Origin of the sequence: Thalassospira xianhensis MCCC 1A02616 (assembly GCF_003326475.1) — a bacterium.
GTDB lineage: Bacteria > Pseudomonadota > Alphaproteobacteria > Rhodospirillales > Thalassospiraceae > Thalassospira > Thalassospira xianhensis.
In genome coordinates this window covers 1-26,911 of sequence record NZ_JPWA01000024.1, presented here as the reverse complement: position 1 = coordinate 26,911, position 26,911 = coordinate 1, and the positions used below count along the sequence as shown (strand labels likewise).

At 56.0% G+C, this 26,911-nt stretch carries 24 protein-coding genes; 8 read left to right on the top strand and 16 right to left on the bottom strand.

Features of this window, described 5'->3' with window-relative positions; genetic code table 11:
• Positions 1–28 precede the first annotated feature (28 nt).
• The 11 genes from tenA to cysE all read right to left on the bottom strand — a co-directional run bounded on the left by tenA (position 29) and on the right by cysE (position 8,943).
• Positions 29–727 carry a thiaminase II gene (gene tenA, locus TH5_RS17480; protein WP_114122928.1) on the bottom strand — a complete coding sequence of 233 codons (699 nt, stop codon included), beginning with the start codon at positions 725–727 and terminating at the stop codon, positions 29–31.
• Positions 728–869: 142 nt separating this feature from the next.
• Positions 870–1,067: a Fe-S cluster assembly protein IscX gene (gene iscX, locus TH5_RS17475; protein ID WP_007091921.1), complete on the bottom strand. Its 198-nt coding sequence runs from the start codon at positions 1,065–1,067 to the stop codon at positions 870–872.
• A 37-nt stretch (positions 1,068–1,104) separates the two neighbouring features.
• On the bottom strand, positions 1,105–1,440 hold the full coding sequence (locus TH5_RS17470; RefSeq protein ID WP_062952122.1) for a ferredoxin family 2Fe-2S iron-sulfur cluster binding protein: 336 nt from the start codon (positions 1,438–1,440) through the stop codon (positions 1,105–1,107).
• A 113-nt stretch (positions 1,441–1,553) separates the two neighbouring features.
• Positions 1,554–3,455 carry a Fe-S protein assembly chaperone HscA gene (gene hscA, locus TH5_RS17465; protein ID WP_114122927.1) on the bottom strand — a complete coding sequence of 634 codons (1,902 nt, stop codon included), beginning with the start codon at positions 3,453–3,455 and terminating at the stop codon, positions 1,554–1,556.
• A 26-nt stretch (positions 3,456–3,481) separates the two neighbouring features.
• Positions 3,482–4,126 carry a Fe-S protein assembly co-chaperone HscB gene (gene hscB, locus TH5_RS17460; protein ID WP_114122926.1) on the bottom strand — a complete coding sequence of 215 codons (645 nt, stop codon included), beginning with the start codon at positions 4,124–4,126 and terminating at the stop codon, positions 3,482–3,484.
• A gap of 179 nt (positions 4,127–4,305) precedes the next feature.
• Positions 4,306–4,647, bottom strand: coding sequence for a HesB/IscA family protein (locus TH5_RS17455; RefSeq protein WP_062952119.1), 342 nt, complete (start codon positions 4,645–4,647; stop codon positions 4,306–4,308).
• Between the two features lie 45 nt (positions 4,648–4,692).
• On the bottom strand, positions 4,693–5,097 hold the full coding sequence (iscU, locus tag TH5_RS17450; RefSeq protein ID WP_114122925.1) for a Fe-S cluster assembly scaffold IscU: 405 nt from the start codon (positions 5,095–5,097) through the stop codon (positions 4,693–4,695).
• A 59-nt stretch (positions 5,098–5,156) separates the two neighbouring features.
• The gene (locus TH5_RS17445; protein WP_062952118.1) at positions 5,157–6,380 is read right to left on the bottom strand and encodes an IscS subfamily cysteine desulfurase; all 1,224 of its coding nucleotides are present in this window, start codon (positions 6,378–6,380) and stop codon (positions 5,157–5,159) included.
• 27 nt (positions 6,381–6,407) lie between these two features.
• Positions 6,408–7,538 (bottom strand): cysteine desulfurase family protein, encoded by a 1,131-nt coding sequence (locus TH5_RS17440; protein ID WP_114122924.1) that lies wholly within the window; start codon positions 7,536–7,538, stop codon positions 6,408–6,410.
• 58 nt (positions 7,539–7,596) lie between these two features.
• Positions 7,597–8,079: an Rrf2 family transcriptional regulator gene (locus TH5_RS17435; RefSeq protein WP_062952116.1), complete on the bottom strand. Its 483-nt coding sequence runs from the start codon at positions 8,077–8,079 to the stop codon at positions 7,597–7,599.
• Positions 8,080–8,214: 135 nt separating this feature from the next.
• Positions 8,215–8,943 carry a serine O-acetyltransferase gene (cysE, locus tag TH5_RS17430; RefSeq protein ID WP_114122923.1) on the bottom strand — a complete coding sequence of 243 codons (729 nt, stop codon included), beginning with the start codon at positions 8,941–8,943 and terminating at the stop codon, positions 8,215–8,217.
• A 244-nt stretch (positions 8,944–9,187) separates the two neighbouring features.
• Here cysE and TH5_RS17425 point away from each other — a divergent pair, with 244 nt between their 5' ends.
• Positions 9,188–9,826, top strand: a complete 639-nt coding sequence (locus TH5_RS17425) for an alpha/beta hydrolase (RefSeq protein WP_114122922.1) — start codon at positions 9,188–9,190, stop codon at positions 9,824–9,826.
• 158 nt (positions 9,827–9,984) lie between these two features.
• Positions 9,985–11,079 carry a restriction endonuclease gene (locus TH5_RS17420; protein ID WP_114122921.1) on the top strand — a complete coding sequence of 365 codons (1,095 nt, stop codon included), beginning with the start codon at positions 9,985–9,987 and terminating at the stop codon, positions 11,077–11,079.
• Here TH5_RS17420 and TH5_RS17415 read toward each other — a convergent pair.
• The gene (locus tag TH5_RS17415; protein WP_114122920.1) at positions 11,071–12,195 is read right to left on the bottom strand and encodes an anhydro-N-acetylmuramic acid kinase; all 1,125 of its coding nucleotides are present in this window, start codon (positions 12,193–12,195) and stop codon (positions 11,071–11,073) included. The genes TH5_RS17420 and TH5_RS17415 overlap by 9 nt on opposite strands.
• Before the next feature lie 205 nt (positions 12,196–12,400).
• Between TH5_RS17415 and tyrS the strand changes: the two genes are divergently transcribed.
• Positions 12,401–13,654 carry a tyrosine--tRNA ligase gene (gene tyrS / locus TH5_RS17410; protein ID WP_114122919.1) on the top strand — a complete coding sequence of 418 codons (1,254 nt, stop codon included), beginning with the start codon at positions 12,401–12,403 and terminating at the stop codon, positions 13,652–13,654.
• A 65-nt stretch (positions 13,655–13,719) separates the two neighbouring features.
• Here tyrS and TH5_RS17405 read toward each other — a convergent pair whose 3' ends face one another.
• Positions 13,720–17,277, bottom strand: coding sequence for a YhdP family protein (locus TH5_RS17405; protein WP_114122918.1), 3,558 nt, complete (start codon positions 17,275–17,277; stop codon positions 13,720–13,722).
• 288 nt (positions 17,278–17,565) lie between these two features.
• Here TH5_RS17405 and TH5_RS17400 point away from each other — a divergent pair, with 288 nt between their 5' ends.
• The 5 genes from TH5_RS17400 to adhP all read left to right on the top strand — a co-directional run bounded on the left by TH5_RS17400 (position 17,566) and on the right by adhP (position 24,261).
• Positions 17,566–20,535, top strand: a complete 2,970-nt coding sequence (locus tag TH5_RS17400) for a bifunctional [glutamine synthetase] adenylyltransferase/[glutamine synthetase]-adenylyl-L-tyrosine phosphorylase (RefSeq protein WP_114122917.1) — start codon at positions 17,566–17,568, stop codon at positions 20,533–20,535.
• Between the two features lie 130 nt (positions 20,536–20,665).
• Positions 20,666–21,130 carry a thioredoxin-dependent thiol peroxidase gene (gene bcp, locus TH5_RS17395; protein ID WP_114122970.1) on the top strand — a complete coding sequence of 155 codons (465 nt, stop codon included), beginning with the start codon at positions 20,666–20,668 and terminating at the stop codon, positions 21,128–21,130.
• A gap of 239 nt (positions 21,131–21,369) precedes the next feature.
• The gene (locus tag TH5_RS17390) at positions 21,370–22,140 is read left to right on the top strand and encodes a response regulator (protein WP_114122916.1); all 771 of its coding nucleotides are present in this window, start codon (positions 21,370–21,372) and stop codon (positions 22,138–22,140) included.
• 140 nt (positions 22,141–22,280) lie between these two features.
• Positions 22,281–23,099, top strand: a complete 819-nt coding sequence (locus TH5_RS17385) for a ferritin-like domain-containing protein (protein WP_114122915.1) — start codon at positions 22,281–22,283, stop codon at positions 23,097–23,099.
• A 139-nt stretch (positions 23,100–23,238) separates the two neighbouring features.
• Complete coding sequence (adhP, locus tag TH5_RS17380) at positions 23,239–24,261, top strand: alcohol dehydrogenase AdhP (RefSeq protein WP_114122914.1); 1,023 nt, start codon at positions 23,239–23,241, stop codon at positions 24,259–24,261.
• A gap of 85 nt (positions 24,262–24,346) precedes the next feature.
• On the opposite strand, the gene TH5_RS17375 is transcribed toward adhP, so the two are convergent.
• The 3 genes from TH5_RS17375 to TH5_RS17365 form a co-directional block, all read right to left on the bottom strand.
• Positions 24,347–24,979: a glutathione S-transferase family protein gene (locus TH5_RS17375; RefSeq protein ID WP_167443584.1), complete on the bottom strand. Its 633-nt coding sequence runs from the start codon at positions 24,977–24,979 to the stop codon at positions 24,347–24,349.
• A 100-nt stretch (positions 24,980–25,079) separates the two neighbouring features.
• On the bottom strand, positions 25,080–25,607 hold the full coding sequence (locus TH5_RS17370) for a methylated-DNA--[protein]-cysteine S-methyltransferase (protein ID WP_114122912.1): 528 nt from the start codon (positions 25,605–25,607) through the stop codon (positions 25,080–25,082).
• Positions 25,604–26,911 (bottom strand): DNA-3-methyladenine glycosylase 2 (locus TH5_RS17365; protein ID WP_147250125.1); only part of this gene is annotated, 1,308 nt, incomplete at its 5' end. The genes TH5_RS17365 and TH5_RS17370, both read right to left, overlap by 4 nt.

The window sequence follows — 26,911 nt, the reverse complement described above, 5'->3', positions numbered from 1 at the left end:
TGTTGGGGCATATATAAGGCATCTGCGCCTATTTTGCCAGATCAAGCCCCATCTGCCAGAAATCGGCTTCAAGGCGGCTTGCCTTGGAGAAGATTTCCGTCAACCCCGCGATCCTTGCATCCCCACCGCGGGTTTGCACGGTATGTTCCAGAAGATCGATTTCGGCCTTTGCCACATCCTGGAATTCGGTCGAGGCATACATCTCGATCCAGGGGCGGTAGGGATTTCCATCGAGCCTTGTATCAGAACTTGCCATCAGGCGGTTTGCGATTTCGGCATAGCCAACCATACAGGGCATCAGGGCGACCTGAAGATCAACCACATCGCCCCGTCCGCCGCAATCAAGCACATAGCGGGTATAGGTGATGCAGGCGCGCGCCTCTGGCTCCGCCAAGATGTCGGCCTCAGACAGGCCCCAGCCTTTGCAGAAGTCGAGATGCAGGCTCATTTCCATATCAAGGATGGCGTGCACGGTGCCGGAGAACTGGCGCATGGCACGCAGATCATCGGCCTTATAGGTCGCGAGTGCATAGGCACGGGCAAACTGGATCAGGAACAGGTAATCCTGAATAAGGTAGTGCTTGAAGGCGGCCTCTGGCAGGGTTCCGTTGCCAAGCTGTTTGACGAAGTCGTGGCAGACATAGGTTTGCCACGCATCGGGGGCATTGGCACGCAGTCGGCCAAACAGGCTTTGGGCCGGGATGATATCGGTGAAGGTGTCGGTCATGGTTGTCAAAGCCCCTGCCCGTGGTGATGCCAAAATACGGATAAAACAAAGCCAGCCTGCGGAAGGATCCGGGCTGGCTTGTATCGATGCGGGTTCTGCTGTCTGGATTCCCGCCTTCGCGGGAATGACGTGTTAGCAGGTCCTAATCGTCGCGTTCATCGATCCATGCCATCTGGATGGCTTCGAGGATCTTCTCGTTCGATTTCGCGGGATCGTCGTCAAAGCCGTCAAGTTCACAGATCCATTTATGCAGATCGGTATACCGCAGATTGACGTTATCCTTGTCGGGATGGGCTTCTTCAAGCTCGATCGCGATATCCTGAATATCTGTCCAGCGCATGGGTGTCCCCCTTTTGGCTTGGGCGGAAATCTTGGTGTTACTTGTCAACCATCATGTTGCGCGTGGCAGACGGCAGCATGACGCGCAGGCCGTCGAGCTCGTCGCTCATGATGATCTGACAGCCAAGGCGCGAGGTCTCGGTCAGGCCGAATGCGAGGTCGAGCATGTCTTCCTCGTCTTCGCTTGGCTCGTCGAGCTTGTCAAACCAGCTATCGTCAACAACGACATGGCAGGTCGAGCAGGCCAGCGATCCTTCGCAGGCACCTTCAAGGTCGATGCCATTCTTGTGGGCAGCTTCCAGAACGGACAGACCGTCGGCAACGTCAAATTCCTTTTCGGTGCCATCGGGTTCAACAAAAACGATCTTAGGCATCTGTGCCTTTCTCCTCGGTAATACTTTTTCGTTCGATCTCTGGTCCGACCTGACCTTGGCGGTTGCACGGGACAATCGCCGCAGTTGGCCGGTTTGTCAATTATGTCTGGTCCCTAATTCACCTGATCGACATTGCGACCGGCAAGGGCCTGACGGATGCGGGCGTCCATACGGGCCTCGGCAAAGGGACGCGATGCGTCTTCCAGGGCCTCGGCCTGTTCGTTGATAAGGTCACGATCCTCGCCCGACATGGCGGCTTCGAGTTTGGCAATCGCGGCTGCGATATTGTCTTCGTCTTCGGATGTCAGAAGTGCTCTGTCGGCATTCATTGCGGCCTGCACGGCCAGAACGTTGCGGCGTGCTTCGACCCGGGCTTCGGTCAGGAGGCGCATTTCCATATCCTCGCGCGCATGAACCATGCTTTCGCGCAGCATATTGGCCATATCAAGCTCGTTAATGCCATAGGTCGGCTTGACGGCGACTTCCTGTTCGGTGCCGGTGGTTTCCTCGCGCGCCGAGACAGTCAGAAGACCGTCGGCATCGACATTAAACGTCACCTTGATGCGTGCAGCGCCAGCCGCCATTGACGGAATACCGGTCAGCGCGAAGCGCGCAAGCGAGCGGCACTGATCGACCATTTCGCGTTCGCCCTGCACCACATGGATCATCATGGCCGACTGGCCATCCTGATAGGTGGTGAATTCCTGTGCCTTGGCGACCGGGATCGGGGTATTGCGGTCAATGACCTTTTCGACAATCCCGCCCATTGTTTCAAGGCCGAGCGACAGGGGCGTGACGTCGAGCAGAAGGTTGTCCGAGCCACCTGTCAGGGCCTCTGCCTGCAGCGCGGCACCAAGGGCGACGACCTCGTCCGGGTCGATATCGGAAAGCGGGTCCTGTTCGAACAGATCAGCGACGGCCTTGCGGACGGCGGGCACACGGGTCGAACCGCCGACCAGCACCACGCCCTTGACGTCATCGGCCAGAATATCGGCGTCATCAAGGACCTGTTCGGTGATCGCAATCGTGCGCGATACCAGTTTGGCAATCATCGCATCGAACGCGGCACGGGTGACTGTGTGGGTGGTGTCCGCGCCACCGAGCGAGACGGTAACGCTGGTTTCATCGGCATCGGTCAGGGCTTCCTTGACCTTGCGAGCGGTTTTAAGCAGGCGTTTGGCATCCGACGCATCGAGATCATCGGTGGTGCCGCCGTCTTTACGCTCCGCCAGAAGATGTTCGGCAATGGCGTGATCGAAATCATCACCACCGAGTGCGGCATCGCCCCCGGTTGCCTTCACCTGGAAGACGCCCTTTTGCATTTTAAGCAGGGAAATATCAAACGTGCCGCCGCCAAGATCGTAGACGGCATAAAGGCCCTCCGCCCCGTTATCGAGGCCATAGGCAAGGGCGGCCGCGGTTGGCTCGTTCACCAGACGCAGGACTTCGATCCCGGCCAGACGGGCGGCGTCCTTGGTCGCGGTGCGCGCGCCATCATCGAAATAGGCCGGAACGGTGATGACCGCCTTTTCGACAGGCTTGCCAAGGCTTGCCTCGGCACGCGCGCGCAGGGCACGCAGGATATCGGCGGAAACCTCTACCGGGGTCAGGACGCGGTCGCCGACATTGAGCCGCACCATCATCGGTTCACCCGATTTTTCGGCGTCCTCAGCCGGGACTTCGACATGATAGGGCAGCGTGCCGGCGATGGATTTGACATCAGCAATGCCACGGCCCATCAGGCGTTTGACCGACGATACGACGCGATTGGCATTGTCGTTGATCTGATCACGGGCCGCCTCGCCCACCACCGGATCGGCATCCGCGCCATAATAGACGACAGACGGCACGATGGCATTGCCACCGGATGTATCGCGGAGCACCTCGGGTTTTTCATCGTTCGAGATCGCGACGACGGAGTTCGTCGTGCCCAGATCGATGCCAACCGCAAGCTGGCGTTCATCTTCGTGGGGCAGCGGCGTCTGGCCCGGTTCGTGGATCTTTAGCAAAGCCATGAATTCTATCCGTTCTTTTTAAATGATCAGGCGGCGGCAAGACGCGATTTCTTCGCGCGCGCTTCCTCGGTCATTTTCATCAGGTATCTCAGCCGGGTTGTCAGTTTTTTGGCCCGGTCATATGCGTTCTGTTCGAGTGCGTCGGCAACGTCCTTTTCACACGCACGGGCGGCCTTGCGGGTATCCTTGATCATGGTGTCGACCGCGTTGCGGTCATCGGCATCATGCAGGGCTTCGCGCATTTCCATGGCTTCCATCAGAAGCTCCGGATCGTTGACCGTGTGCCCCTCGCCGCCTTCGGGTTCGTGGCCTGCCAGACGCAGAAGATATTCGGCACGTGCAACCGGGTTTTTAAGGGTTTCGAACGCACCGTTAAGGGTTGCCGCCTGCTGGGATGATAATGCCTGTTCGCGGGCGGATTTTGATGCAAAGCGGTCAGGATGCAGCAATTGCTGCTGCTTGAGATACGTTGCCTCGATCGCATCGACATCGATGATGAAGGTGCGTTTAAGCCCAAAGCGCGTGAAATGGTCAAGCTGGCCCGGGGGCTGAATGGCATTGCAGGTTTCGCAAAACAGGGAAGTTGCCCCGACCGGGCCCTTGCAGGACCAGCAGACTTTATGCTGCGGCTGTTCTGCGGTGCGCGTTTCTGAGGTACCGGTGTTGCTCACGCTATGCACTTTCGAGATTTAAAAACAAACGACAAAACGAATAAAGACGGACGTCAGATGCCGGAAAATAATGACAAAAATAACGGCGACCGCCCCTTTGTCAGTCGATGGCCCCGACGATATCGGTCGATATCACCGGGGCCATGACAGTCAGAAAGCAGGGAAAACCCGGCGGGCCGTCAGACGTGGAAGGATTCTCCGCAGCCGCAACGCCCCTTTTCATTGGGGTTACGGAACACGAAACCTTCTTCCATCTTGTTGACCTCGTAATCCATCTCGGTGCCAAGCACGAACATGATGGCCTTGGGGTCAATCAGAAGCTTCACGCCATCCTCCAGCTCGACGACTTCTTCGAAGCCCGATGCATCATCTGCATATTCAAGCGTGTAGGACAGACCCGAGCACCCTTTGCTGCGCACGCCAAGGCGGATGCCTTCGGACGGTTTGCCGCGGCTATCAAGCAACGCCTTGATATGAACAAGCGCCTCCGGGGTGACACTGATCGGGGACGGTAATGCCATAGTCTTCTCCTGAATTCCCGAAAACGAGCGGGGTCGTGAAGCTGCTTATTCAGCAGCTTCGACTTCGACCTGACCGTTTTTGGTTTTGTAGTCGGCGATCGCTGCCTTGATGGCATCTTCTGCCAGGATCGAGCAGTGAATCTTCACCGGCGGCAAAGCCAGTTCTTCGGCAATCTGCGAGTTCTTGATCGATCCGGCTTCGTCAAGCGACTTGCCCTTGACCCACTCGGTGATCAGCGAGCTTGACGCAATTGCCGAACCGCAACCAAACGTCTTGAACTTTGCATCCTCGATGATCCCGTCTGCGGTCACCTTGATCTGCAGTTTCATAACGTCGCCACAGGCCGGTGCGCCGACCAGACCGGTACCGACAGACGTTTCGTTCTTGTCCATCGAACCGACATTGCGCGGGTTTTCGTAATGGTCGATCAGCTTTTCACTATAAGCCATGGTAAAAGTCCTCCTAAAAGTCCTGTTTCTCTCTCACGAGAAGGAATAGTTCGTTACGCTTAGTGTTCAGCCCACTCGATCGACTTGATGTCGATGCCTTCCTGGGCCATTTCCCAAAGCGGGCTCATTTCACGCAGGCGCTCGACCGCAACGCAGATTGAATCAATCGCCTGATCAAGCTCTTCGCGGGTGGTATAGCGACCGATGCCGATACGAAGCGAGGTATGGGCGAGTTCTTCGTCAACACCGAGCGCACGCAGAACATAAGACGGTTCCAGCGAGGCAGAGGTACATGCCGAACCCGACGAGACCGCAATGTTCTTGATGTCCATCAGAAGGCTTTCGCCTTCGACATAGGCAAAGGAAACATTGAGGTTGCCGGCAACGCGCTGCGTTTCATCACCGTTCAGGTAGATGTCGGCAAGGCGGTCACGGAAACGCTTCATGGTGTAGTCCCGCAGCTCCATGATGCGGGCATTTTCTTCGGCCATTTCGTTCATGGCGATGTCGCATGCCTTGCCCAGACCAACGATCAGCGGGGTCGGCAGCGTACCGGAACGCATGCCGCGTTCCTGACCACCACCGGTGATCTGTGCGATGACGCGAACGCGCGGACGACGGCGGACATAAAGCGCACCAATGCCTTTCGGGCCATAAATCTTGTGGCCGGAAATCGACATCAGGTCGATTTTCATCTCGTCAACGTCGAGCGGAATCTTGCCAACGGCCTGCGCGCAGTCGGTGTGGAAGAACACACCACGTTCGCGGCAGATTTCGCCGATTTCTTTCAGCGGCTGGATCACGCCGATTTCGTTGTTGACCGCCATGACGGACACAATCGCGGTTTCGTCGGTGATCGCGGCCTTGAGCTGTTCAAGGTCTATCAGGCCGTTATCCTTGACGCCAAGATAGGTGACTTTGAAACCTTCCTGTTCAAGGTGACGGGCACTGTCGAGCACGCATTTATGCTCGGTCACGACCGTGATCAGGTGCGGCTTTTTCTTGCCGTAGAACTTCATCACGCCTTTGAGCGCAAGGTTGTTCGATTCAGTCGCACCCGAGGTGAAAATGATCTCTTTGGACGAGGCACCAATGATCTTGGCGACCTGGTCACGTGCGACCTCGACCGCGTCTTCCGCTTCCCAGCCAAAGCTGTGGTTGCGCGAATGCGGGTTACCGAACTTCTCGGTGAAGTACGGCAGCATGGTTTCCACCACGCGCGGATCGGTCGGCGTCGTTGCCTGGTAATCCAGATAGATCGGCTTTGCTTTAAGCTCGTTCATAGTTAAGGCTTCCTCACTCACTCTTTTTCAGGCAGCGTGGCGCGCACTTTTCTTACGCACTGCATTGCCCCGCATCCGGCTCCAAACGCGGATAAATGTATCAATCTCGTCATCGGTGGTTTCCAGTCCCAGACTGACCCTTATGGCCGATCCGGCATCGGTAACCCCCATTTCCTTCAATACGTGGCTTTCACGTACCTTGCCTGATGAACAGGCTGATCCCGAACTGATCGCAATCCCTGCAAGATCCATGGCCATAACCTGGGTTTCCCCCGGCATGCCCGGCAGGATCAGGCAACTGGTATTGACCAGTCGATCCGTTCCTTTTCCGGCGATCAGAAGCTCGGGAGCTTCTGCTGCCAAAACCGTTTCCAGACGGTCACGCAAACCGCGGATTTCGTCCATTTTCGACCGGGTGGCCTCGCACCGTTCGGCCGCAGCGCCAAAGCCCGCGATCCCGATGGTATTTTCCGTACCACCCCGTCGGTATTTTTCCTGCCCGCCGCCGCAGATTTGCGGCACCAGCATCACGCCGGGCGCGATAGCCAGGGCACCGACACCTTTGGGTCCGCCGATCTTGTGGGCCGAAATCGACACCATATCGACCAGAAGCTGGCCCATATCGACCGGCATGCGGCCCAATGCCTGAACGGCGTCGCAATGGACCTTTGCGCCATATTCACGGGCCAGCAGGCCGACTTTGGCAACCGGCTGAATGACGCCGGTTTCGTTGTTGGCCAGCATCACCGAAACCAGAACCTTTTGGCCGGCATCGGATGCGGCGCGCAGCATGGTTTCAAGGGCGGCCAGATCAATGACGCCATTGGCATCAACCGGAATGCGTTTCGCATCCGACCGGGCTTCGATCACCGAAGGATGTTCGACCGCACTGGTCAGCACGGTGACATCCTCAAGCCCGTTCAGGGCCAGATTGTTGGCCTCAGTACCGCCGCTTGTGAAAATCACGCGTTCGGCGTCACCACCAACCAGATCGGCAATCCTGCGCCGGGCATGATCGACGATCTTGCGGGCCGCACGACCGGATGCATGAACCGATGACGGGTTACCCGCGACGTCCATCGCCACAAGCATCGCCTGCCGTGCTTCGTGGCACAGTGGCGCGCTGGCGTTGTAATCAAGGTAAACCGGGTTGGTCATCAGTTTAAAATCATCCTTATTCGCATTCTCTTATTCTGCCCTCGATATAGAGGACAAGTTACTGGGCCGCAACCTGGCTCGGCTCTTTGATTTTCGTGGTCCGCGGTTCGAACATCCGGGTCGATCCGGAAACACGGCGATCCACAACGTCGGCCAGGCTGACAGAGGCCAGATAAAGATAAATCTGGTTGCCAAGTTCTTCCCACAATTCATGGGTCAGACACCGGCCCTGATTGGATTTGCAGCCCTTTGGCGATCCCGACTTGCAGCGGGTTGCACGGATCGGCTCGTCCACGGCCAGGATCACGTCGGCGATGCGGGTATCCTCGGCGGTGCGGGCGAGCAGATAACCGCCACCCGGACCACGCACGGAACGGACAAGCCCGCCTTTGCGCAATTTGCCAAAAAGCTGTTCCAGATAGGACAGGGATATTTCCTGACGGTCCGCAATATCGGCAAGCGCGACCGGCCGGTCCCTGCTGCTATCAGCGAGATCGACCATCGCCATCACGGCATAGCGGCCTTTTGTACTCAGCTTCACGGTTCGTCCTCCTACCTGTCGATCAAGACCCGACCTGACGGGTAACGATCACAAGCTCTGTATTTCCTTTATGGGCGATCAACATGTCGATTTGATGCCCCTGTCTGTACCTGCCCGATTTCGGGCGGAACAAAATCACTCGGATGCCGCAACAATCCGCGGCTTTGCCGGTTTATCCGCACCGGCAACAGTGCCCGCCTTGTCGGCTTCGAGGGCGGCAACCTGATTGCGCAGCGTCTGGACTTCGCGTCCGAGTTCTTCAAGAGCGCGGGCAACCGGATCGGGCAGATCGCCCAGCGGCGTGCCATAGGCACAGAAACGATCATCTTTTTCCCGGCGTACGATGCGGGCGGGAATACCGACCACGGTCGCACCTTCGGGGACTTCGGACAGCACGACGGCGTTGCCGCCAACACGCGCATTCTTGCGAACGATGAACGGACCAAGGATTTGCGCGCCAGAACCGACAATCACCCCATCTTCAAGCGTCGGGTGACGTTTCAGCCCGCGTTGGCCGTCGCTATTGACACTGGGCGACGTCCCGCCAAGGGTTACCCCCTGATAAAGGGTCACATCATCGCCAATCTCGGCGGTTTCGCCAATCACGACCCCCATACCATGGTCGATAAAGAAGCGTTTGCCGATGGTCGCACCGGGGTGAATTTCAATCCCGGTAAGCCAGCGCAAAATCTGTGACAGGAAGCGTGCGGTTAAACGGAAACCGCGCTTCCACAGCCAGTTTGTGCCGCGATATCCCATGATGGCATGGAACGCAGGATAGCTGATCACGACTTCCCAGCGGGAACGCGCCGCAGGATCACGGGCGATCATCGCGTCTATTTCCTGACGAATTAGCTTGAACATCGGGCTGTCCACTGTGTAATTAGTAGCTTCGATTCCCGGCAGCCGACATCGTTGCCCGCAGCGCGAACCGCGCAAAACGGACAGCAATGATGCCATCGGGTTAGCCGGAATATAGGATAACCGAGTAACCTGGTCAAGTATTTGCCCAAAGCAATTTATGCACAAAAACGAAAAAACCTACAAAAATACTCGGATATATTCTTCACTCACCCCATTCCATTCGTGGACAGGAGCAGTCTGATCCATGCCTGAGGTCATTTTTAACGGCCCCGAAGGCCGCCTTGAAGGTCGCTATCACCACAATGGCGCAGACGATTCGCCCATTGCACTTATTCTTCATCCGCACCCCCAGCAGGGCGGCACGATGAACAACAAGCTGTGCTTCAACATGTTCAACATGTTCAAGGATCGCGGCTATTCGGTCATGCGTTTCAATTTCCGCGGTGTCGGACGCTCGCAGGGCGTTTATGACCAGGGGATCGGCGAATTGTCGGATGCGGCATCCGCACTCGACTGGATGCAGACCTATAACGCCAATGCACGCGCAACCTGGGTTGCCGGTTATTCGTTCGGTTCGTGGATCGGCATGCAGCTTTTGATGCGCCGCCCGGAAATCGACGGCTTTATTTCGGTTGCGGCCCCGGCCAGTGAATATGACTTCACCTTCCTGGCCCCCTGCCCGTCATCCGGGATCATGATCCACGGGTCACACGACACCAACATCCCGCTGTCTTCGGTCAACAAGCTTGCCGACAAGCTGAATGCCCAGAAAGGCATCGAGGTTGATATGTGCACCATCGAAGGTGCCGATCACTATTTTGCCAAGCAGCAGGACGAAGTGATCAAGAAAACGGCTGCCTATCTGGACAAGCGCAGCGCGTAATTACGCGCCGCCAGCCAAAAAGACCAAAGGCCGCCTGATCAGGCGGCCTTTTTTTATTACAATGAACTCTTAAACAATTTTCTTTCATCACTCTGTCCGGATGCTACGCTCAACAAGCGTTCATAAACCCTCCATCTAAAATAGAGGCTCTTGATCGGATGATCAGTGAGGATAAGTATCTAGAACGAATTGTTGCTGGCATTCACAGCGCCACAAGCGAAGGTGCTGACGTAACATGGAATGAGATCATTGATGACAGGCAATTTGACGTTACCGTCCGGTTTCAGATTGGAACTATGCGATATCTCGTTCTTGTGGAAGTGAAGAACAAAAACAGGAAATCCTCTGCCTCAGAAATTGAAGCCTTCGTAACAAAGACGAGGGACTACAACTCCAACAAATCAGTTTTTGTTACCGCAGCAGGATTTCAATCCGGAGCTATTAAAGTTGCACAGAAACACGGTATCGAGCTCTTTACCGTTAAATTCAACCAAGAAAAATTCGTACTCTCCGAAGCGCAAAGCCATGTATTGATACGTCATAGAAAAGCTCAGACCAGCGAAGAAATGAAAATCGAACTTGGCCCACCAACACCGGTAGAAATAATCACTGACATTGTTTTGCACTACACAAGCGGCAAGAAAGCAAAACTCCCGCAGGACCCCTCCCAACTAGAGTATTACGTTGCCAATACAGTTCTTAGCGACGGAAAAACAATTGACCAAGTCATTAGGGAAATCCCTATCGATTTTGATAATTCAAATGGCAATGAGTCGCATTTAATTAAATTTCCTGCACCAACGTTTGCGAAACCGATTGATGATTATTTTTTTCCGAAAGGATCCATACAATCTCTGGAGTTTAAGATCACACGATCAATGGGACACCCTATTCGTGGGAATACACAGATAGAGCCAAGCGCCTTTTCTCATCCTGTGGTTTATAAGAACGCATTAACCAACGAGGAAATTGAACTACAACTTGACCAACTTCCCCTAGGTGACAAGCAACTCTCTATCGGGAAATTTTACTTTCAAGTCCACCCGCTGATTTACTATTACTGCAATAACATCACAGACGATGAACAAGAAATGTTCATCGTGGAGAGCTTCCAAAATAGACGACTCCTCACCACACAATTTCGCCAGCACACAAAGTTTTCCAATCGCTATATACCCGTTGCACACAAACCCACGATCAAACGACTGGAACGCAGGCTAAGTGACTTCAAGAGAAACCGGCATTTAGACTGAAGAGACAGGGTGCAGCGCCTTATATAACAGCCCCCCGCAACAAGGATGCGGAACACCGGTTGTCCCCGGAAAGCTTAGCGGCAGATCGCAAAGGTGGCGTACCGCCAGATAACCGAAACATTCGGCCTCGACCGCGTCGCCATCCCAATCCAGTTCATCAACGGATCGCACCGGAACACCCAGCCGATTATTCAAATGTTCCATCAGATAATCATTGTGCCGCCCGCCCCCGCAGACAAACCATTGCAGGGGGGCAGATGGCAGATGATTTACCCCGGCAACGACTGCGGCCACCGTGCATTGCGCCAGTGTTGCCGCCCCGTCGGCAACGCCCAGCTTTGCCTCTGCCACCAATCCATCAATGCGGGATGCTATATCCTCGCGATCAAGCGATTTGGGCGGGATGCGGTCGAAATACGGGTCTTCGAGAAATCTGACTTCGATCATCGGGTCCGGCAGGCCGGATGCGGCGGTTGCACCATTCAGGTCAACCGGCGTGCCGGTATGGCGCAGCATCCAGTCGTCAATGCGTGCATTACCCGGTCCACAATCAAAGGCCAGCAGTTCTTCGTTCGGGCCGATCCATGTCACATTGGAAACGCCCCCGATATTGAGAACCGCGACCGGCATATCAACACCGGCACTTTTCATCAGTGCCGCATGATAAACCGGGGCCAGCGGCGCACCCTCGCCCCCGGCGGCAACATCGGCCAACCTGAAATCGGCGACAACCGGAATGCCGGCTTTTTCGGCCAGCATATCGGGTGTGCCGATCTGGCGCGTGATCCCCGATGCCGGTTCATGAAACACGGTCTGGCCATGAAACCCGATCACGCCGATTTCAGAGGGTGAAATCGATGCACGATCCAGCAACATGTTAACGGCATCAACATGCACAAGCGTCAGATCGTCGGCCACGACATGTTCGGTATTGGTGGCACTGCGATTGCCAAAGCAGGCGCGCATGCGTTCGCGCAATTCGGGGCTATACGGCACGAAAACGGCATGACCGGTACGCCTGACTTCGACGCCATCGGTTTCAATCAATGCCGCATCCACCCCGTCAAGGGATGTGCCGCTCATCATGCCGATGGCCTTGATCCAGCCGGTTGTCATTTTGTACTCCATTCCCGTATGCGTTTTTGCGTCTGTTGGTACTGCAAGAGCGCAGATTAAGCCCGATTTATCGCGAAATCGTTACCATGCATTGCAAACAGGGCGTCGATGCGTTGCCGTGGGGATATTTTCTGTGCTAGATCATCGCGTCCGCCCTTTGGGGTGCTCGTATTTTTACACTCACAACCAACATAGCGCAAAAACCATGACTGAACTGAAGTCTGATTTTCTCCGCGTCATGAATGACCGCGGTTACATCCACCAATGTACTGATCTTGAAGGGCTTGATGCCTATGCGTCAGAAAAAAAGGTGGTGTGCTATGTGGGCTATGATTGCACTGCAGACAGCCTGCATGTCGGGTCGCTTGTTTCGATCATGATGCTGCGCTGGTTGCAGAAAACCGGCCATAAGCCGATTGTCCTGATGGGCGGCGGCACGACCCGCGTTGGGGATCCGACCGGCCGCGATGATGCCCGCCCGGTTCTGACCGATGAAATCATTGCCGCCAACATGGCCGGGATCAAAAAGGTCTTTCAGCAGTTCCTGACCTTTGGCGATGGCCCGACCGATGCGGTCATGGTCAACAATGCCGATTGGCTCGACAAGATCAATTACATCGAATTCCTGCGTGATTTCGGGCGTCATTTTTCGGTCAACCGGATGCTGAGCTTTGATTCCGTCAAGCTGCGTCTGGAACGTGAACAGTCGCTGAGCTTCCTTGAATTCAACTATATGATCCTGCAGGCCTATGACTTTGTCGAACTGCAGCGCAAATATGGCTGCGTCCTTCAGATGGGCGGTTCGGACCAGTGGGGCAATATCGTCAATGGCGTCGAGCTTGGCCGTCGCGTTGACGACAGCGCATTGTTTGGCCTGACCACACCGCTTATGACCACCGCATCAGGTGCGAAGATGGGCAAGACGGCGTCGGGTGCGGTGTGGCTGAACGAGGAACGCCTGTCGGCCTATGATTATTACCAGTTCTGGCGCAACAGCGAAGACGCCGACGTCATTAAGTTCATGCGTCTGTTCACCGAGCTGTCGCTTGAACAGATCGAAGAATACGCGAAGCTTGAAGGGGCTGGCATCAACGAAGCCAAGAAGATTCTGGCATTCGAGGCCGTCAAGCTGTGCCGCGGTGAAGAAGCCGCCCTTGCGGCAGCGGAAACCGCGCGCAAGACGTTTGAGGAAGGCGTTCTGGCCGACGATCTGCCGACTGTCGAAGTTCCGAAATCGGAAATCGAGGCCGGTATTCCGGCATTTGATCTGTTCCGCCGTGCCGACCTTGCCAAATCGGGGGGCGAAGCACGTCGCCTGATCAAGGGTGGTGGTGCCAAGATCAATGACGAGAAAGTCGATGATGAAAACATCACCATTGGCGGGGAAGCCATCAATGCCGATGGTGTCATCAAGCTTTCGGCGGGCAAAAAGCGCCACGTTCTGATCAAGCCGGTTTAATCCAGCTATCCGGTCTTATCGGATGGGAAATCAAAGGCCCCGGGCATACGTCCGGGGCCTTTATCTTATCCCGGTTCGGCCCCGGTGATCAGGTTGCGGAACACGCCAGGCACAAAGGTCGATAGCGGATTGACCGTGACGTCGGGGTCTTCAAGTGCGCCTTCGATGGTGTAGGTCGGGGCGAAAATGCCGCCGCCTTCCTCCCCCACCAGCAAATCGCCCAGAAGCGGGATCGCGCCAAGGGCGGAATTCAGCGCATAGATCGGCACAATCGAGCCTGCCAGCCGGATTTCGGATTTGGCCAGATCAATCGACCCATTGCTGGTCACGCCAACCGCCGATCCGTTGGCGGCGAATTTGCTAAGCGAGAGCACATCATTGGCATAGGTGAAATCGCCGTTCAGTTCGGAAAACGCAATCCCATTCCCACCCAGCACATCGGCAAGCCCGGTAAGCGACGCAGCACCAAGCACGCGGGCGGCAAGCGGTGCGTTCACCGCACGAAAGGCGGTAATATTGACCTTGCCGGTGAAGGGTTGCGACCATGTGCTGTCATCGACCGTGCCCTCGATGGTCAGTGCCCCGCCCAGCAGGTTTTCATAAAGATCGACTGCACGCAGGAATTTGCCCGCATCGTCGCTGGTCAGGCGCACGTTGCGCGTTTTCGGGTCCTTGCGTTCGACCTGGGCAAAGACATTGGCGCGATCTCCCATCATTCCGTTCAGGACAAGACCATCCCATTCGTCACCAACAACGTGAATGGATCCGTCAATTTCATCAACCAATTCACCATTGGCCATGATCAGCTGATCAATGGACAGGAAGATATCGGTTCGCCCGCCGGTCCGGGATGCGTTTTGGCCGATGCCACCGCTATTGGGGCTTTCGGCGGGGCCGGGTTCGCGCGGGGCATCGTCATCACCGACAAGCCATGGCTGGGCATCGGCCTGCCGGGCGGTGATTTCAATTTCGCGGTTTTCGCCCGTCTGATGCAAAAGGATTGATCCATCGCGCAGAACCGGACGTTCACCCTTGATCAGGAAGTCGGCTGCTTCGAGGCGGATGTCCATCGCATCGAAATCCCCCGCCGGGCTTGCGGTTTGTTCCGAACCATCCGCCGGTTTATCTTCGACAAACGGACGCAGATCAAACTGTTTGCCCTTCAGGTCGACCAGAAGTTTGCCGCCCTGATCAACCGTAATGGCACCTGCAATCGCAAGGTTTTCGCGAAACCGCGTATCGGTCAGATTAACCGTGAATTTATCCGCAATCGGGCTATCACCGCGCCAGCGGCCCTTGGCCTTGGCGACCAGTTCGGGTGCCATCAGATTAAACGACCGCACTTCACCCGCCCCATTGGCCTTGACGGTGAGATCGAAATCAAGGCTGGCATCCTGCCCCGGCGTTTTATGATAATCGACCATATCAAGCGCAATATCAGCCGCTGACAGGCTGGTTTGCGCCTTGATGGCGACCTCGTTGCTGCGCAGATGTTCGATGGTGACCTTGCCGGTCGCGACACCGCTTAGATACGGATCAGCAGCAAAACCGACCTGTTCGAGTACGGCGAGATCAAGATCGCCTTCAAGGTCATAGTGGCTGATGACGGGGGTATCGTCGGCAAAGCTTTCGACCCATTTAATGTTGGTTCGCCCCTTGCCTATCGCGGCCTCGCCCGACAGTTCCAGCCCCTTGGTATTGACCTGCAATTCAAAGGTGCCATCGGAAATATCAAGGTCGCGGAACGCATCGGTAATGGCGGCATTTTCGATGCGGGCGGCAGCGGCGACTTCGACATCATCGAAAGACAGGTCTTTGAGCAACGGGAAATGCAGTTTGACGCGGGTTGCCTGTTCGCCTTCGACCTGTGCGGGATTGATGCCAAGCTTGGTTGCGAAACCAAGCGGCTCTTCGTCGATCATTTCAAGCGCATTGCGTGCCCCGCCATGGGCGACGATTTCGAAATCGGCCATTTCGCTGTCGGTATCGAGCTGCGAGAAAACAAGCGTTGCCTCGTCCACGACGATCCCGTCGGCTTCGCCTTCATTAACAAAGATGCTGAAGCTTGACTGATCAAACTCCGCCCGACCGCCTGCGCCCAGAACCGATGGCATATCGCCAAGGTAATGCACGGTAACGCCGGTCATGTTCATTTCGCCGTCCAGATGATCGACAACGATATTGCCGGTTTCGTCCTGATGCAGTCTGGTGCGCAGTTCGGCCTGATGAACAATGCCCTCGGTCAGGTTTTCGACCACCCAGGTGCGCGCGTTATCGCCAATAGTTTCGGGCCACAATTGCGGCAGATCGTTGGTCCGCACATCGGTTGCCGTCGCGGTGATATCGATGGCCCACTGGCCAAGCGGGTTTATCGCCTGCCCTTTCAGGACCGCCGCGGTTTCGCCAGCCTCGATCCGGACATCATCAAAGCTTAGCCGACCGGGCACGAAACTTAACCCCACCTTGCCACCAGTGACGTGATAGGCCGCAACCATTGGGGCGGGAAGATCGACCCGGCCTACACCAAGGTCAAGATCGGTACCAAGTTCGATGACACTGCCATCCGCGCCAAGCTTTGCCGTAAGCCTGCCGGATACCGGGACATCAACCCCGGCCAGATCAATAAACGTATCCGATATGCTGGTCAGGTTTGACGGGATCACTTCGCCAATATCGGCCACCATGTCGATTTCCTCGACCCGGCTGTCATATTCGGCCGAGACATTGACATCGGTTGATACCAGCCCGGCATTGACCTTCATCGTTGCTTCGGCGTGAATGCCCATCGGCTTGCGCGACAGACGGATATCGGCAGATGGTGCCGCCCAGACAAGATCAAGGGCCTCGTCCCATACTTGAAGATCCGCGCCAGATACGCCGAAGCTTTCGAAATAGGCGGCGGCGGGAAAATCGGCCATCTCGCCCGACAGGATCGCGACAATTTCGCGCATGGCCGCACTGCCATCGCGAATACCGCGTTGCGCATCGCTAAGTGATTGATCGGGTTCGGTCCCGGTGCCTTCCGATGGCGACGGCAGAGGCATATTCACGCCCGGCTGTTCGGCATTGTTGCCGCTGGCATCACCGGATGCCGGGGCGCCTGGATTGTTTTGTGCCGGTTTTGGCGCTGTTTCGGGTTCAGGTTCTGTTTTGGGATCAGGGACTGGCAGGGATTGCAGCGGGGCTTCGGCCTGTCCTTCGGGATTATAGCCGATATCGATCTGGCCGTTGGCGTGCCGGACCAGACGCAATTTCGGTGCGATCAGGTTCAGTTCCCGCAGGGCCAGAACCCCGTCAAACAGCGCCTTGCTGGAAAACACCACGTCGGCCTCGGGCACATGGAGCATTTCACTTCCTGCCCCGTCGCGCACCGACACATCCTGAAGACGGATATCAAACCGTTCTTCCCATCCGCGCCAGAACAGGACCATGTCGCCGACTTCGAATTTGGTGTCACCGCTGCTTTCATTCAGTTCGGCAACCACATAAGGTACCAGCCGATGCAGGGAAACCGGGCCCTGCGCGATACGCCAGACCAGAACACCGGTGAAAACGCCGACAAAAAGGATCACGGCCGCAAGAAACAGCCCACACCAGCCAGTAAAGATTTTGATGCGACGCACCTGCCTAAAGATCCCGAATTTGCGATGCCATGAATGACATTTCCAATCAATGTAACAACGCCGTCAAGCCAATGATGTTTCCCGGCCTGCGAAAAACCCAATAAATGTAAACTGATACTGTTTCCCTGTCCCCTTTTTGGTATCGTCGGGGGCATAAGGAAACCTTTCCGTGTCATGTCGCGTGCGTGGCCGGATGCCCGAGATATCCTGCGTTGCGTCACGAAGCCAAGGGATAGCCCGGTTTTACGTCCAAGAGCAATAACAAGAGCAACACAAGGAAAGCAAAAAGTGTCTCTTTCCTGGATTACGCCAGATTTGCCGAAACCCTTCGATACCGATCGTTGCAATAACGGTTTCGAAAGATGGTCTGCGCTTGCCGATCGCCCCGCTTTCGAGCATCTCGCACAACAGATTGGCGATATTGCGGCCAACAAACCAAAACGCGACGTTCTGGCCGCGATGTTTGGCAACAGCCCCTATCTTGGCAATCTGTGTCTGCGCGATCCCGATATCATCTGTCTGGTGTTTGATCAGGGGCTTGACGTTGCCTTTGACGCGGCCCTTGATCCAGTGCGCAAAAGTGCGGACGCCGCCCAGACCGATCAGGCGACAACCATGATGATGGTACGCAAGGCAAAACGCCGGGCGGCCCTTGTGATTGCCATGGCCGATATCTGCAAGGCGTGGTCGCTTGATAAAATCACGAGCGCAATTAGCACCACGGCCGAAGTGACCCTTGAATTCGCACTGGCCCATTGCCTTTCGGCGACGGCAAAGCAGCGCAAATTTGACCTGCCCCATCCCGACGATCCGCTGCGCGATTGCGGGATCTTTGCGATTGGCATGGGCAAGCTTGGCGCCAAGGAGCTTAACTATTCATCCGATATCGACCTGATCTTCCTTTATGATCACGAGGTCGTCACCTATATCGACCATGACCGTCTGCAACAGGACCTTGTGCGTATGGTGCGCGACGTCACCCGCATCATGGAAGAACGGACCGGCGACGGGTATGTTTTCCGAACCGACCTGCGCCTGCGCCCCGATCCGGCATCAACACCGCCGATCCTGTCGATGCTGGCGGCTGAAACCTATTACGAGACGGTCGGGCAGAACTGGGAACGTGCGGCAATGATCAAATCACGGATCGTTGCAGGCGACAAGAAATCAGGGGATATATTCCTTGAAATATTGCGCCCATATGTCTGGCGCAAGCATCTAGATTTCCTTGCGATCCAGGATATTCATTCGATCAAGCGTCAGATCAACGCCCATAAAGGCGGCAGCAAGGTCGTTATTCCCGGTCATAACATCAAGCTTGGCCGCGGCGGCATTCGCGAGATCGAATTTTTCGCCCAGACCCAGCAACTGATCTGGGGCGGGCGTGCCGTCGCGCTGCGCTGCAAGGCGACCTGTGATGCGCTTCGCGAACTGACCAAGTTCGGGCAGGTGTCCGAACAGGTTCGCGATGAAATGCTGGCGGCCTATGAGTTTTTGCGCACGGTCGAACACCGTTTGCAGATGACCAACGACCATCAGACGCAGACCCTGCCCGAAACCGAGGAAGGGTTGCATGCGCTTTCGACCTTCCTTGGTTATGACACGCTTGATGGTTTCAAGGCCGATCTTCTGCATCACCTGCGCAAGGTCGAAAGCAATTATGCCGAATTGTTCGAAGACGATATTCCACTTGCGGCAGCAGATGGAAACCTTGTCTTTACCGGCACGGAAGATGACCCTGAAACACTTGAAAATTTGCGCCATATGGGTTTCGAGAACCCGACCAATGTTTCGGTCACGGTGCGGGGATGGCATCATGGGCGGTATCGCGCCACCCGGTCACGACGTGCGCGTGAAATCCTGACCGAACTGATGCCGACCCTGTTAAAGGCATTATCGCAAACCACCAACCCTGACATGGCGTTTCGGGCGTTTGACGAATTCCTCAAAGGTCTGCCTGCGGGGGTTCAGCTTTTCTCGCTGGTGACGGCAAATCCGGAATTGCTGGAACTTCTGGCACAGATCGCAGGCACAGCGCCGCGCATGGCCAAGTATCTGGGGCGCAATGCCGGGGTTCTTGATTATGTCCTGATGTCGGGTTTCCACGACGAACTGCCCGATGCCGACACGATGCTGGATGAACTTAACACCCGGCTTGCGCGCGAGGATATGGTCGAAGACTGGCTTGATACCGCACGGCGCTGGGCCAATGATCAGAAATTCCGTATTGATGTCCAGACCATCCAGAACCGCCATACCCCGCATCAGGCAGGACGGGCATTGGCCGATGTTGCCGATGTCGCCATTCGGGCGCTTTTCCCGCGCATTGCCGATGATTTTGCGCAAAAGCATGGCAAATTTGATGACGGCGGACTTGCCGTCTTTGCGCTTGGCAAACATGGCGGGCAGGAACTTTCGCCCGGTTCTGATCTTGATATGATCTTTGTCTATGAGGTGCCCGAGGATGCCGAGGAATCAAATGGCGAAAAGCCGCTTAGCCCCGGCCATTATTACATCCGGCTGAGCCAGCGTTATATCAACGCGCTTTCGGCACCGACGGCCGAGGGGGTTCTGTTTGAAACCGACCTTCGCCTGCGCCCAAGCGGCAATAAGGGGCCGCTTGCCACCCATTTCAAAAGTTTCGAGGCCTATCAGCTTAACGAAGCCTGGACGTGGGAGCATATGGCACTAACGCGCCTTCGTGCGGTTTATGGCCCGCAGGCCCTGTGTGACAGGGTTATGGAAACCACCAATGCGGTCTTGCAGAAAAAACGCAATCCCGATGATCTGCTGCGTGATGTTTATGACATGCGCAACCGCATGGATGCGGGCAAAGGCGATAGTCATCCCTGGGCGATCAAGATGCGGCGCGGCGGACTGGTTGATCTGGAATTCATTGCGCAATATCTGCAACTGGCGCATGCGCACACCCATCCCGAAATCCTGTCACCGACCACGCGCGAGGTGTTTAAGAACCTTGGAAGTGCGGGCATTCTGGATGGTGAGGAAGCCGCATTCCTTGCCAATGCCGGGTCGTTCTGGCTGGCGTTGCAGGCGATCCTGCGCCTGACGACCGAAGGACCGTTTGAGCCGAAAAATGCCAGCACCGATTTGCGGCGCATGCTGGCGCGCGCCGGGCAGTGCGATGATTTTGATGCGCTTCAGGTCAAGCTTGACGAAACCGCAACGCGGATCAAGGCCGTCTATGACCGGCTGATCACCGAACCGGCAGAAAAACTTCCGCCGCGTTCAGAATGATCCGAGTGATCCGGATGAATTGGCAATGCTTATAAGGCTTTGTAATTTGGTACGCAGATATTGGCGAAACTTCCTGACATGGCTTTCCGAAGCCGGTCAGGGACATGAAACTTTGAGCAAGGATAAAAAAATGACACTTGATGTTGGTGACAAGGCCCCCGATTTCGACCTGCCGACCGATGGTGGCGGTTCGGTAAAATTATCGGACCTTAAAGGCAAACCGGTGGTGATCTATTTCTATCCCAAGGACATGACACCGGGCTGCACAACGGAATCCTGCGAGTTTCGCGATGCCGAACCCGATTTCAGTGCGGTCAATGCCCAGATCATCGGCATTTCCAAGGACAGTGCCGATCGTCACGACAAGTTCAAGGCCAAGCATGATCTGAACTTTATCCTCGCATCGGATGAAAACAGCACGACCTGCGAGGATTACGGCACCTGGACCGAAAAAAGCATGTATGGCAAAAAATTCATGGGAATCGAGCGCAGCACCTTTGTCATTGATGGTGATGGCGTGATCCGCAATGTGTGGCGCAAGGTAAAGGTCAAGAACCACGTCGCCGACGTCCTTGCCGCCGTCAAGGCGTTGTAATTTCCTGCCCTGCCCTTGCGAATAGGACCGGTCGGATGAAAATCCGGCCGGTTTTGCATTTTTTGTAACGTTCAAAAGAATATAGTTTTCAAGCACCTAATAAACCACAGGCTTATTCAATATATTGCCTTGCCTTGTTTGTCGGGCTAAGAATCCGGATATGGGAGTTATGGGTGTAGCGATTTGCACTTCCTGGCGTATGGCGAATGACCGGGCAACCGGCAAGGCAGGGTATAATAATGAGCAAGAATGTTATCGATCTCGACGATCAGATGCTCGCCGATTTCCGTGATGAAGCGAACGACATCGTCAACAGCATTGGCGTGCATCTTCAGAATGCGCGCAGCAAAGCCGATCCGGCGATCCTGACAGCAATCCAGCGCGAGATTTTCAATCTTCGTTACAAGGGCAAGTCGGTCAATGCGCCGCTGGTCAATCTGACCAGCCACCGTCTTGCCGATTATGCCACGACATGCCGCGAACTGACTGAAGAAGCGATTGCCGATATTCAGGCCTTTATCGACAAGATCGAAGGGCTGCTTGATGGCGACGTCACCGGTGGCGGTGCAGATTCTGCTGAATTCGTACGTGAACTACCGTCCAAACGCGCGCCTGATATCGACCCGGCGTGGCTGAAAAAAACCAATGTCGAGGCGCTTCTGGTTATTCCGCAGCGTTCCATGTCCGCGATTGTCGAACGTGAACTAGCGGCCTGCGGCTATCGCTGTTCAGTGACGCAAAGTTCATTCGAGGCGATTGAACTTGCCGTGCGCACCCGCCCGGATTTCATCATTGTTGCCAAAACCATTGATGAACTTGGCGGTGTTGACGTTGCCAGTGCGTTGCAGGCCATGCCGAAAACCCGCAACATCCCGACCGCGGTTCTGACATCGGATGCGCCAAACCATCCGTCGCTTCGGGACCTGCCCTGCCGGACCGCCATTATCCGTAAGGGCCCTGCCTTTGGCGAGGATCTGGCCGAGGCACTGGCGCGCTTCAACATTACCTGATCGGCAAACAATACCGTTTTTGATAGGGCGACCGTGATTTTCCGGTCGCCCTTTTTCGTACCATCGCCATGCCGGGATTGACCCGCCTTGGCGCACATGGCACAGAAAGCCGGTAATTCTTCATGTTCCGGAAAAGCCCCATGTCCCGCCTTACCCTTGCCGAAGCTGCCAAACGTGCCCTTATGACGGCGGACGCCACGGAAAAAGCCGATGTCACCGCCGAAATGGCGGCAATGTGGCGCAATGGTGAGATTACCGAGGTTGGCTCAACCGATCTGCCTGACCGCCCGGGCCGTCCGGCAAAGCCCGAACTGCTGCCGCCCAACAAAATGCCCAAGCGCAAAAAGGGCAGCGTTCAGGGGCGCATCGGGCTTTTGCATGCGTTGGCGCATATCGAACTTAACGCCATCGATCTGGCGTGGGATCTTTGCGTGCGTTTTCCCGAAGCCGATATGCCCCGGCATTTTCATGATGCCTGGGTTCAGGTCGCCGATGACGAGGCGCGTCATTTCAAGATGATCAACAAACGTCTGGGTGAAATGGATGCGACCTATGGCGATTTGCCGGCCCATGATGGCCTGTGGCAGACATCGATGGATACGGCCTATGACATTCTGCCGCGTCTTGCCGTGGTGCCGATGGTGTTTGAGGCGCGCGGTCTTGATGCCACCCCGCCGACCATCGAACGGTTGCTGTCGCATGGTGATACCGAAAGTGCGCGCATCCTTAAAATCATCGCCCATGATGAAATCGCCCATGTCGCGGCGGGGCGGAAATATTATGAATATGTCTGTGATCAGCGCGGCCTGCCCTATTACACGACATGGCATGACATGCTGCGCAAACATTTCCGCGGGCCGCTAAAACCACCGTTTAACGACGAAGCCCGATATGAGGCCGGAATGCCGCCCGACTATTATCAGGACTATGTTCTGGAGCTTCCGGGCGAGGATGACTAGGTCCTGACCCTAGGAAGCTTTTATCGCGTTCCTTGATACAGCGCAAAGTTTAGAACCACATCAACCTATACCCTTCCTGCGCGTTTAATGCGTGCCCGCGTTTTCGGGCATAAAGTCATTCCGCAAGGAGGATACGAGCATGCCTGCTACCATGAAGGCCGCCGTTGTGCGGGAATTCGGCAAACCATTGTCGATCGAGGAAGTCACCGTCCCCAAACTCACGCCCGGCAAAATTCTTGTAAAGATCGAGGCATCCGGCGTTTGCCATACCGATCTTCACGCTGCCGAAGGCGACTGGCCGGTCAAGCCGAACCCGCCCTTTATCCCCGGCCATGAAGGTGTGGGCATCGTTGCCGAAGTTGGCGAAGGTGTTACATCGGTCAAGGAAGGCGACCGGGTTGGCGTGCCGTGGCTGCATTCGGCCTGCGGGCATTGCCACCATTGCATTACCGGCTGGGAAACACTTTGCGGTGAACAGCTTAATACCGGTTATTCGGTCAATGGCGGCTTTGCCGAATATGTCCTTGCCGACCCGAACTATGTCGGCCACCTGCCCGACCCGCTTGAATTCGGTAATGCCGCACCGGTGCTTTGCGCCGGGGTTACGGTTTACAAGGGGCTTAAGGAAACCGAATGCAAACCGGGTGAAACCGTTGTCATTTCCGGTGTCGGCGGACTTGGCCACATGGCCGTACAATATGCCAAGGCGATGGGCATGAAGGTGATTGCGGTTGATATCAGCCCGGACAAACTGAAACTTGCCAAGGACCTTGGTGCGGATTGGGTTTTGAATGCCAAGGAAACCGACGTGGTTGCCGAAGTGCAAAAACAGATGGGTGGTGCGAATGGCGTGCTGGTCACCGCCGTTTCCAAATCTGCCTTTGCGCAGGGTGTTGGCATGCTGGGCCGTCATGGCACCATGGCATTGTGCGGCCTGCCGCCCGGCAAGTTCGAGCTTGATATCTTTGATACCGTTCTGTCGCGCAAAACCATTCGCGGTTCCATCGTCGGCACACGCGCCGACCTTCAGGAAGCACTTGAATTTGCGGGCGATGGCAAGGTGCATTCGCACTTCACCACCGAACCGATGGAAAACATCAATTCGATCTTTGATCGCATGCGGGCCGGTACCATTGATGGCCGTATCGTGATGTCGATCTGATCAATCACGATCACGGGCCCACAGCGGCACGGAGAAAGCAAAAGGGTCGCCCTATCCGGCGCCCCTTTTTGTTTTATGGCGATGATTACAAATCTAGACCGCTTAGCGGGTCTTCGCTGTAATAGCGGACCGGCACCGCGCCCCCGACAATAGCGCCAATCCGTTTGATCCAGCGATTGATCCCGTCATAGGGGGTCATATCCAGATCGGCCTCATGTGCCAGATGGGTGTAGGCATAGACCGCGATATCCGCGACCGAATAGCGGGCATTTGCAAGAAAATCATGATCGCGCAAATGCCGGTCAAGCATGCCTAAAACCTGTGTGGCCTTGGCCCGGCGTAACGGCAGTTGCCCGGCATTCCGGTCATTCTTCCCCGTCAGGTTCCAGTAACGCAGGCAGGCTATGGTTGCCTGTATATAATCGGTTTCAAAAAACAGCCACTGACAGACCTTGGCGCGCTTAAAGGCGTCCGAGGGCAAATAATCCGTTCCGTCCGCCAGATAAAGCAGAATGGCGTTGGATTCAGCAATACAGCGCCCATCATCAAGTTCCAGTACCGGAACCGCCCCCGCCGGGTTCATTTCATAGAACGCATCGGTATGGCTTTCGCCGGTAAAAATCGAAACCCACTGTGTCTGGTATTCAAGGCCAAGATGGCCGCAAAGCTGGCGTATCTTCCACGCATTCTGTGATCCGGCGTAATCATGAAGCTTCATCAGATGAAACCTTTCAGACAAGGAAATAGCGTTCCGGCACATGATCCGCCGATTGGCATTCGCTATAATTCGGGATTATCGGGAATCAGAACCTAAAGGATCAGGCGGCTTTCGTGACCATCGCCGCCTCGTGATCGAGCAGCCAGCGTTTGCGATCAAGACCGCCGGCATAGCCGGTCAGGGTGCCATCCGATCCGATCACCCGATGGCACGGTACGATGATTGATACCGGGTTCAGCGCATTGGCACGCGCCACCGCCCGCACGGCTTTCGGATTGCCAAGGATATCGGCCTGCCCGGCATAGGATCGGCTTTCACCGCTGGGGATCGCAATCAGGGCATCCCAAGCCGCTTTCTGAAAATCGGTGCCGATCATCCGGATATCCGCCATTGGCAAGGGCATGAGACGACCGACAAAATAACCATCCAGCCAATCGGTGACGGATTTTGGGGCAACACCGCCTTCGTGCCAGTCGACATTTTTAAAACGTCGTGTCTGGATCGTGTGCAGGCGGGCATCGTTGTTTTCGAAATCCAGATGCACAAGTTTGCCATCCACCGTCGCAAGGCTGAGCTTGCCAATCGGGCTGTTGTAACGGGCAATGTCGATGCGGGTTGTCATGGTCATTTCCCTTTCTTTGGTGGCTTGGACTTAGGCTGGGGCTTTGGCAGATGGTCCTGTTCAAGTGCCGACCACAAATATTGCGCAGCATAGGCACGCCACGGGCGCCAGCGTTCTGCATGCTGTTCCAGTGGCTTGGGCTTTGCCGGGCCCCCACCGATTTCAGATGCCTTCAGGATGCCAAGGTCCGCCGCCGGGAAGGCGTCCGGGTCGCCAAGCCCGCGCAGGCCGAAATAATTCAGCGTCCACGGGCCGATCCCCTTTGTTGCGGCCATTTCTGCCAGGATATCATCGCCCGATTTGCGGTCACTGTCGGGATCGGCAAACAGATCGATGATATCGGCAAGCGTTTGCGCACGGCGTGTTGTCAGCCCGATGGATATCAATTCCTGTTCCTGCAGGGTTTCTGGTTTCGGGAACAGATGGGTGATGCCGGTTCCGGCAATCAGGTTTTCAGGCAGGGCTTCGCCAAAGCGTGCCACCAGTCGCCCGGCCAAGGTACGGGCGGCGGCAACCGATACCTGTTGGCCCAATACCGCCCGGATCGCCAGTTCAAACCGGTCCCAGCATCCCGGCACACGCAGACCGGGGCGATTATCGACCAAGGGACGCAGCAATTCATCATCAGCAAACAGGGCCGTGATCGAGGGCACATCGGCATCAAGGTCAAACAACCGCCGCACCCGCCCCCCGATTTCAAGCACGGCGTCACGCGCCGGGCCGCGCAGGATGACTTCCACCCCACCCTGATCGGCAGCAAACCGGCATATCATCAGACCGACGGCATCATGGATGCGAAAACCACGGGCATAGGTGCGGTCGCCCACCGCCTCCAGCCCCGGAATGGCGCGTGCCCGAAAGAATGTCAGAAGGTAGTCGGCATCAAAGGGCTGGCGTGCGCGCAGGCGCAGGATCAGATCATCGCTTTTGGGAGCGAATGGATCATTATCGTTTTTATCTGACACGGGTTCTGCCTTTATACCGCGCCGGAACGCGGTTGGTGCGTGGCCATAGGCCGTTTTCATCGCATCGTTGAAGCGGCGCAAACTGCCAAAGCCGGCAATATCAGCAATTTCCGTCATCGACAGGTTGCTATCGACAATAAGCTGGCGTGCGCGCAGCAGTCGGCGTGCCTTGGCATGGTCCTGCGGGGTGACGCCGGTATGTTCCTTGAAGATACGGCGCAGATGCCGATCCCCGACGCCAAGCCGCCCGGCAAGCTGTTCGACCGATCCGGTTTCAAGGGCACCTTCCTCGATCAGCCTTACCGCACGAGCAACGGTGGCGTGAACCCCGGCACTGGCCGGGGA